This is a genomic window from Murimonas intestini (genome assembly GCF_024622195.1).
GTDB lineage: Bacteria > Bacillota > Clostridia > Lachnospirales > Lachnospiraceae > Murimonas > Murimonas intestini.
On sequence record NZ_JANKBI010000013.1, the window covers coordinates 173,379 to 182,206 of the forward strand.

The following is an 8,828-nucleotide window of genomic DNA, read 5'->3' on the forward strand; positions in this document are numbered from 1 at the left end:
ACAGAACAACGGCCTTTGCCCACCGCTCCCCTTCCTGACGGCTCACTACCTCCTGCACAAAGCGTCCTGTTACTCTGTTAAACAGCACCCCCATAAAAAGAAGGATATTTTCAAAGCAAAAAGCTTCTCAAATATCCTTCTATATCTTTTAATATTTAATTGTAAGTTTTATATTTTAATTTAATCGGAGGTTCTTACTATTTCCTGCTATCTATACTATTTTTGGTACTTTATTGAAATGTTTGTATATGCCTGGAAATCATTTTGTATTTATGTTACTTAAAACGAATTTGCAATCCTTTCTAAATATTTTCTCAAATATTATACAAGATTTCTCAGACTATCTAATTCACCTCTCATATCTAAAAATGTATATCAAGAATAATTCAAAGCTTTTTGGTTTTCCTTTTATAGGATAAACCTTAAATATTTTCTTTTATATAATCTTTTAAAATGAAGAATAAAAATATTAAAAATACATTTGATTTTAAATCTTAATCTATATTTTAATTCTTATATAAAGTACCGATATTTTCATCTTATTCATTTAGTAAAATGAAATCTTTGAATCTTGTGGTAATCCTTCAATATGGTGGCAAACACTTTCTTCTTTACCTATTATTGTTCCAGTTTATTTCTCTCCGATTATCTGTACTATATTCGATTATTCTGGACTAAAATTTTAATAGATAAAGGTCTTTAAGGCAGGAAACCTTTGCCATACCACATCCATATTGAACGGAAAGCATATCCGAGATATCCAACGGTATCGACCCCCTATTTTGAAATTTCATCAGGTTCTTATTTTAACAACTATGCCTTAAACCTTTTTCTTTTTATTAAGATTTCTCGTCTCTCAATAAAAAGTTTACCTTTCTTATCTGTCAGGATTTCTTTTCATTCCTCCTGAGAAATAAGTTTTATTGTTCAGGTTAAGCCATAACTTGTTTTTGATGATTGCCCCCTCACCTGTAAAGGTAGAGGATTTGTTTTTCGCTTTCATCTTGTTGAAATTATAATACCACTGCACCTTTGTTTTGTCAACACTATTTTTATATTTTTGTATTGTTTTCTATTTACATTATACTCTAAATACTTTCAGCTGTTTTATCCAGCATTTGTATATAATAATCTGATAATTTATTCATTCTTTACTGTCACCAAACAGTGTGATATGGTTAAGATACAGGCTTCATATCTTTTGGAGGTGACACACTATATGAATTTAAAAAATGCAGTCAAAACACTATCTTTACACAAAAAGAAAACAAAAACGCAGCAGCTAGCCACACCCTGGAGCAATGCAGTTGACTCTGAGATTCCCGTCAATGATTATCCCCGCCCTCAGTTCAGACGCTCTGACTGGACCTGTCTGAACGGCAGGTGGCAGTATGCATTTACAGATACCCGGTCACGCCCTTCCCGCTTTGACGGCACTATACTTGTTCCCTTTTCTCCTGAAAGCGTCCTGTCTGGTGTTGGCCGGCAGCTTAAACCATACGAATATCTCTGGTACCGCCGTACTTTCCCTGTACAGGCTGCGGAGCCTGACACACATCTTCTCCTCCACTTCCAGGCCGTGGATCAGATATGCTGTGTATGGGTTAACGGAAAATACCAGGGCACTCATTATGGAGGATATCTTCCCTTCACCTTTGATATCACAGATGATGTAACAACAGGTTCAAACTCCATCATTCTGCGTATTAACGACAGCAGTGACACCGGATGGATGAGCCGCGGAAAGCAGAAGCTGCATCCTGGGGGCATGTTTTATACAGCCCAGAGCGGTATCTGGCAGACCGTCTGGCTGGAAAGCGTGCCTGAATCCTACATACAGGATGTCAGGATTACCCCGGATCTGGACAATTCCTCTGTCTGCTTCCGCTTTTTTACTGCCGCAGCTGCAGATCCATGCCCTAAAAAAGTAAGTATATATTCTGATGGTGAGCTAATCTATTCCGGTGAAACTCAAACAGACTCTCTTACAGCCGTGCTGGATGATGTGCGTCCCTGGTCTCCTGAAGACCCGTTCCTTTATGATGTTCATTTTGCAATGGGCAGAGATGAAGCAGACAGCTATTTTGCCATGCGCAAAATATCAGTTGGCAGAGATGAACAGAACATTCCGCGCATCTTTTTGAATAACAGGCCGTATTTCCAGAATGGCGTCCTGGACCAGGGCTACTGGCCGGATGGGCTGTACACTGCTCCCTGTGATGACGCCCTGATCCAGGATATCCTTTCTATGAAAGAAGCCGGATTTAATATGATCAGAAAACACATAAAGGTAGAATCTCTCCGCTGGTATTATCACTGTGACCGGCTTGGCATGCTTGTCTGGCAGGATATGGTCAACGGCGGCGGCAGGACTTTTATGCCTCTGATGTGTTATCTGCCCACATTGATCCCAGGTATCACTTACCACCTGAAGGATTCTCTGCACCCGCTCTTCTCAAGACAGGACAGGCAGGGCAGGGAACACTGGTTAAAAGAATGTGCCCAGACTGTGGCTCACCTTTATAATTGCCCATGCATTGTCATGTGGGTTCCTTTTAACGAAGGCTGGGGACAGTTTAATTCCCTGGGAGTCACAGATCTTATCCGTTCCCTGGACCCTTCCAGGCTCATAGACCATGCCAGCGGCTGGTATGATCAGAAAGGAGGGGATGTGAAAAGTGTCCACAATTATTTCCGGAATCTGTACGTCCAGACTGAGGAACGTCCTTTTGTTCTCTCAGAATATGGAGGCATCACATGTGCCGTTCCCGGCCACATGTATTCTTCACAGTCATATGGCTATCAGAAATGCCAGTCCGCAGAAGAGTTTAAGGCAGCCTACCGCGATATACAGAACCGCATACAGGCCCTGGAAAAAGAGGGCCTGTGCGCTGCTGTATACACTCAGCTTTCAGATGTGGAAGAAGAGATTAACGGTATCTGGACCTATGACAGAATGGTCAACAAGCTAAAATCCGAAGAACCATCATGATTCCTGCTCCTGCTTAAAATCATCTCCTTTTGCGTCCAGCCATGCTTTTACCATGCTTTCTGACATGGTATGGACTTCATTGGAGTCTGATATTTTAACATAGTAGTTCCCGCTTTCGTCCTGTCCGCCAATATAAAGTACAACCTGCCTGGGCACTTTTTTAATCTCTGTCTCAGCCTCAGAATCTGCTTCCGTACCGGATTCTGAGGCTGCCTCTGTATCTGATTCTGCTGCCTCGTTCTCCGTGTAATCAATCGTAATTGAAGCTGCCGGCTTTTCCAGCCCGTACTGTGTCATGTCCTGGCAGTTATAGTCCAGATATCCGTTGTATGCCAGGCTGCTCACCTGGGAGACCAGAGCGGAGACAGCTGTCCCGTCTGCATCCTCTTCTTTTTCTCCTGACATCTGATATTTCCATGTATCTTCATCTCCGTCATCCCTTTTTAGCAAGAGAGAACTGCTTCCCTGCAAGACCTTAACCTGTTCTACAGAGCTCTCAGAGATTGCCGGAAATGTACTTGTCTGGGCCATATCATACAGCTTAAACTGGCAGCCTGATATAATGCCTGTGTCGGTGGTATATATCTTTTCCGGGCTGTCCACATAGATATAATAATCACTTGTTATAGCATTTTTATTTCCTACATAGAAAGTCCTTGTTGTACCATCCTGCATCGTCAGAGCGATCACTTCACTGCATTCCTCCAGCCTGTATTCCTCCAGCCCCTGCGGGTCTTCCAGCTCCCTTACGGCGTATACATTTTCAAACTTTCCAATCAGGTTTTCCATTGCCTCCTGGTTGACAGGAAAATCCTTATCGCCGTCATAATGCCAGGTGTCTTCCTCTTTTGTAAAGCTTAATTTATTTCCGTCCCATTCCACAGACAGTCCGCTGACTTCGTCTGTTGTGACTGAAGCTATCTGAATACTCTCTGCCTCGCTCTCCTGCTGCCCCTCCTGTTTTTTATTGTATGATTTAATCAGGATATAGCAGATGATAAGTGCTCCCAAAAGGACAGCCATCAAGACCATGGGTATCCATTTCCTTTTATTTCTCATTATCTTCTTCTCCTCTTAAACCAGATCACACCGCCCGTAGCCAGAGCCAGTACCGGCAGCAGTATCATTGTGACAATACTCCATGTGCGCGCTGATGCGGCAGTCAGGGTCAGATACTCTATCTGAGTGCTCTTACTTGGTATGGATACACTTACCTCATGATCACACATCCATCCCAGGGCATTTGTAAACAGTTCCATATTTGCTCCTGATACTTTACTGTTCAGCTGGTCATCAAACATCAGTCCGCTTGATATATAAACCAGCCTGGTCTCCTTACTTTTTCCCGCATCTGTATCTGCTGCAGCTTCTGTCTCTGTTTCTGTGTCTGTATCTGTTTCTGCCACTGTTTCCGCTGCTGTTTCTGTTGTTCCTTCAGTTCCAGTTTCCGATTCGTTTTCTGTCAGCCCCTGTGATTCAGCCTCACTTTGGGCTTCAGTCACTTCCTCTTCTTCTGTACTGGCCTCTACAGTTTCAGATATGGCTACTGCCAGAGGAAAGCTTCCCTCTTCCTCACCGTCCTCCTTTGTAAGGGTCTGCATATTCTCCACATCTTCTTTCACGTAAGCTGAATCAGATGTTGTCAGCAGATTCTGGATGGAAAGCCCTGTACGGGCATCTTCCAGCTTCTCTACAGCCTGAGCTCCAAACAGAAGAGTGTACCGCCCTGTAAGGCTCTCTGTAATATCAGAACCTGAAGAGACATTCGGCACCAGGTACAGCGGGTTGCCTGCATAGTGGTTGGCATCGCTTTCCACCACGACTCCCTGCTTTGTCTGAACTCCGTATTCCTGAAGCACTGCCTCAAAATTCGGCATATCTTTTCCTGTATAGTCGCTTGTGATAAATGCTTTTCCACCTGACTTCAGGTAAGTGATTATTTTATCCTTTTCTTCTGACGACAGGTCGCTTTGGGGCGAATATATAAATAGTATATCTGCATCATCCGGCACCTGGTCTGCTGTCAGCAGGTTCAGATCCTCTGTCTTTATGTTTTCTTTCTCAATTGCCTCCTGCATAGACGCTGATATCTGTGTCTCATTGTGGCCCTCTAGCACATACATGGTGGGGAGCCCCTCGGAAGTTACATAAGCAATCGCGCTGGTGATCTGGCCTTCACCGTCAAAGCCTGTTGTCTCATAGGAGTAAGTATTATAATTGATGCTGGTCTCATAAATGTTATTGTACGGAATGATCTTGCTCTGTTCTCCGCACACTGCTATGATACTGTTGGATGATACTTTATCATCTGTATATTGTGAAGTAAAATTAGGGTAGAGGACAGGATCCTTCTGAACTACCTTGATGTGGCCTGACAGGTCAGCATACCTGTCCAGCACCTCTTTCAGCGTAGGATCTTCATTTCCGCTCTCGGCGATATAGTAAAGGGTCACATCCTTATCAAGCGCCTCTGCTATCTGTTCAGTCTGACTTCCAAGACTATACAGCTGTTCATCACTCATATCCAGCTTCGTGTATTTAGAAGGCAGCTCGCCTGCTATCAGATTCAGTACAATGATCACTGCAATGACAAACGCTGTCATTCCAATACTGTAGGACCCGTTTTTTATTTTCTTATTGCTCCATCTGGGTAATATTTCTTTAATTTTCATGGCATCCTCCTTAACTCCAGCGTCTTTTCTGTATTGACTGAACGGTTAAAAATATAAAGACTGCAGTGACTGACAAGTAATAAATGATTCCTGTCACATCCAGCATCCCGTTCACAAAATTTGAAAAGTGACTCTGTATATTAAAGATTTCCATGAACTTCTGAATAGCGCCTTCAAAAAGCGCCTGGTCCAGATTGTACAATATGAGCAGGACTGCCTCCCCAAGAATTCCTATGGTGCATGCCAGCAGTCCATTCTTTAAGACAGCGTAGATAATCACACATGCCGCTATAAGAAGAACTGTAAATGCCATAAATGAAGTTGCCGCAGTCTCAGAGAAAAAACCTTCTATACCGCTCATGATCTGGCCTATGAAAATCACCACAAAGGTCAGGACCGCCGCAATGATCTGGCTCTCTGTCACAGATGAAAGGAACATACCGATCGATATATTCGCACATCCCAGAAGAAAGAAACCAAGAAGCGCCGTATATGCCATGGGCATAGATACCGTACCATACATAGACATAATAAGCGGATAAAAGCAAAGGATCACTATAGGTATAAGATATATGCCTACAAGAGCCAGATACTTTCCAATTACAATATCTCCCACCTGAACAGGTGATGTCAGAAGCAGCTGGTCTGTCTTTTGTTTTCTCTCCTCAGCCAGTACCCTCATGGTCAGAACAGGTGTGACTATCAGAAAGACAAAGGTGATCGAAGAGAGGGTATACCCAAAGATTGGATAGCCTGCCTGCAGATTGTATGCTGTAAAATAGATACCAGTCAGCAGCAGTATAAATGCAATAAATACATAGCCAGTCATAGAAGCCAGATAGGCCTTGAGTTCTTTTCTTAATATTGCCTTCATCAGCTGAGTCCTCCTTCTGTCATATTATCTGCTATTTCATCTGCCGATTCTTCTTCCATCTCTTCTGTCCCGGAGGAAGATTCTGCCAAACTTTCTGCAACATCTTCATTTGAATCATCTGACTTTTTCTTCCTGCCTGCCCGTTTTTTCAGCCCCCTCTTTCCTTTCTCACTCTTGTCCTGATTTGCATCAGAAGTAAGCTCTAGGAATACATCCTCAAGGGACGCCTTCTCCTGCTTCATCATGAGTATGGGGCACTTTGCCTCTGCCAGCGCGTAAAAAAGCTCCTCCCTTGGATCCATATTCTCTTTCATTTGCAAGACTGCAGCCACTGTGCCATCCTCCTGGTTTGTCAGTTCCCAGGACTCCAGACCGTTTACTGTTTTTACTGCAGCTTCAATATTTTGGATATCCCCTTTGATAGCTGCTGACAAAATGCCGCAGCTCTGCATTTTCTTTGTGAGATTCTCCGGTGTATCACTTGCTACCAGTTCGCCTTTAGCGATGATCATGACATAATCACAGACTGCGCTTACCTCAGAGAGAATATGGGAGCTGAGGATAACTGTATGCTTTTTTGCCAGCCCCTTTATCAGATCCCTTATCTCAATAATCTGTTTTGGGTCCAGGCCTACTGTCGGCTCATCCAGAATAATGATCTCAGGATATCCCATTACTGCCTGCGCAAGTCCGACACGCTGGCGGTAACCTTTAGACAGGTTCTTGATCAGCCTGTTCTTCATATCCTTGATTTTCGTCATCTGCATGATCTCGTCAATCATCGCAGACCTCCGGTTTTTTGGTATCTTTTTAAGATCTGCAACAAATTCCATATACTCCTGTACTGTCATATCAAAATACAATGGCGGCTGCTCCGGCAGATAGCCAATGCATTTCCTTGCTTCCTGCGGTTCCTCCAGAATGTCATGTCCGTTTATCCTCACCGTCCCTTCCGTCGATGCAATATAGCCGGTAATAATATTCATGGTAGTAGATTTTCCCGCTCCGTTCGGCCCCAGAAAGCCGTAGATCTGCCCCTGCTCCACCTTAAAGCTCAGACCGTTTACGGCAGTATGGCTGCCATACCTCTTGACCAGATTCTCAACTTCAATCACAATAATCCTCCTTTTTGCTGCATGTAATAGACTTTATAAAAATACAAAAAAAATGTGTTTTTTATTCGAGAATAGTGTGATTTTTCTTTGAAAGTTTTGTGTCCTTATCTGTCCTGCCCCATTTTCTGCCGCTTTTCACCTGCTAAATAAGTGTCTTCGACACTTCAGCTCCCCTGCCCCTCAATCTTGAGGGGTGGGCTTGCTTTTTTCTTCTATCTGATTCATAATTATCTCATGAACATCTTACAAGAGATTTTTAAAGACAATTACGAAATCATTCAATATACCCTTCATCCCAGAGATGTTGAAATGGAAAATATCTCTAAGATGATTTATTGTGGTGACCCTTCCTTTGGCGGCGCCATGTATGCCTGCCCTCACTGCGGCAACTTGAAGTTTGTTCCTTTTCGCTGCAAAAGCCGTTTCTGTCCTACCTGCGGGGTCAAATACTCCCAGGAACGCTCCACTCAAATGGCTTTCAAACTAATACGCTGTACTCACCGGCACTGTGTCTTTACCATTGATGAAGAATTACGGCACTTTTTTCTGGAAGACCGCTCCCTTCTTGACTGCCTTTTCCAGGCTGTCCGCAGTGTTGTCCTGCGTATGTTCCATAACCTCAACAAATCCAAAAATTTTGTTCCCGGCATCGTCTGCGTCCTTCACACTTTTGGGCGCCCCCTGGAATGGAATCCTCATATCCACTGCCTCATTTCGGAAGGAGGATTCTCGGATGACGGCTTCTGGCGGGTCGTCAAGCATTTTAATTATACCCTCTTAAGAAAGTCCTTTCAGACCGCTCTTCTCAATCTTCTCGAATCCCGCATTGGACCTTCTTTTAAAAAAACGAAAGCTCTTATCTACCATAAGGATAAAAATGGTTTTTATGTTTATGCCAAACCAAATCTCTGTGATACGGATGCGGTCATTAAATATATCAGCCGTTATCTCGGCCGCCCCGTCATTGCACTGAAACGGATTGATTCCTATGATGGCACTAATGTCACATTTCACTATAACCGCCACGAAGACAATGCCTTTGTAAAAAGGACTCTTCCTGTTATAGATTTTATAAAGCTCCTGATTCAGCACATCCCTGAAAAAAACTTTAAAATGACACGTTACTATGGTCTTTATTCCAGGCACCGTAATAAAGATCAATCACTTTGGAAAGC

General features: G+C 43.3%; 6 protein-coding genes. 2 read left to right on the top strand and 4 right to left on the bottom strand.

Annotated elements, in window-relative coordinates; all coding sequences use genetic code 11:
- The first annotated feature begins 1,219 nt into the window (after nucleotides 1–1,219).
- On the top strand, nucleotides 1,220–2,992 hold the full coding sequence (locus NSB28_RS17445) for a glycoside hydrolase family 2 protein (RefSeq protein ID WP_109747744.1): 1,773 nt from the start codon (nucleotides 1,220–1,222) through the stop codon (nucleotides 2,990–2,992).
- Here the strand turns inward: NSB28_RS17445 and NSB28_RS17450 are convergent.
- Genes NSB28_RS17450 through NSB28_RS17465 form a run of 4 tightly spaced genes read right to left on the bottom strand, consistent with a single transcriptional unit; the run spans nucleotide 2,987 to nucleotide 7,653 of the window.
- Nucleotides 2,987–4,051, bottom strand: coding sequence for a DUF4340 domain-containing protein (locus NSB28_RS17450; protein ID WP_109747745.1), 1,065 nt, complete (start codon nucleotides 4,049–4,051; stop codon nucleotides 2,987–2,989). The genes NSB28_RS17445 and NSB28_RS17450 overlap by 6 nt on opposite strands.
- On the bottom strand, nucleotides 4,051–5,664 hold the full coding sequence (locus NSB28_RS17455; RefSeq protein ID WP_109747746.1) for a GldG family protein: 1,614 nt from the start codon (nucleotides 5,662–5,664) through the stop codon (nucleotides 4,051–4,053). The genes NSB28_RS17450 and NSB28_RS17455 overlap by 1 nt, the downstream gene beginning before the upstream one ends.
- A 10-nt stretch (nucleotides 5,665–5,674) precedes the next feature.
- Nucleotides 5,675–6,538 (bottom strand): ABC transporter permease, encoded by an 864-nt coding sequence (locus NSB28_RS17460; protein WP_109747747.1) that lies wholly within the window; start codon nucleotides 6,536–6,538, stop codon nucleotides 5,675–5,677.
- A complete protein-coding gene (locus tag NSB28_RS17465) occupies nucleotides 6,538–7,653 on the bottom strand; it encodes an ABC transporter ATP-binding protein (RefSeq protein WP_109747748.1) in 1,116 nt (371 codons plus the stop codon). The genes NSB28_RS17460 and NSB28_RS17465 overlap by 1 nt, the downstream gene beginning before the upstream one ends.
- Nucleotides 7,654–7,887: 234 nt before the next feature.
- On the opposite strand from NSB28_RS17465, the gene NSB28_RS25250 reads away from it, so the two are divergent.
- The coding region (locus NSB28_RS25250) for an IS91 family transposase (protein WP_465223518.1) at nucleotides 7,888–8,828 on the top strand (941 nt) is incomplete at its 3' end.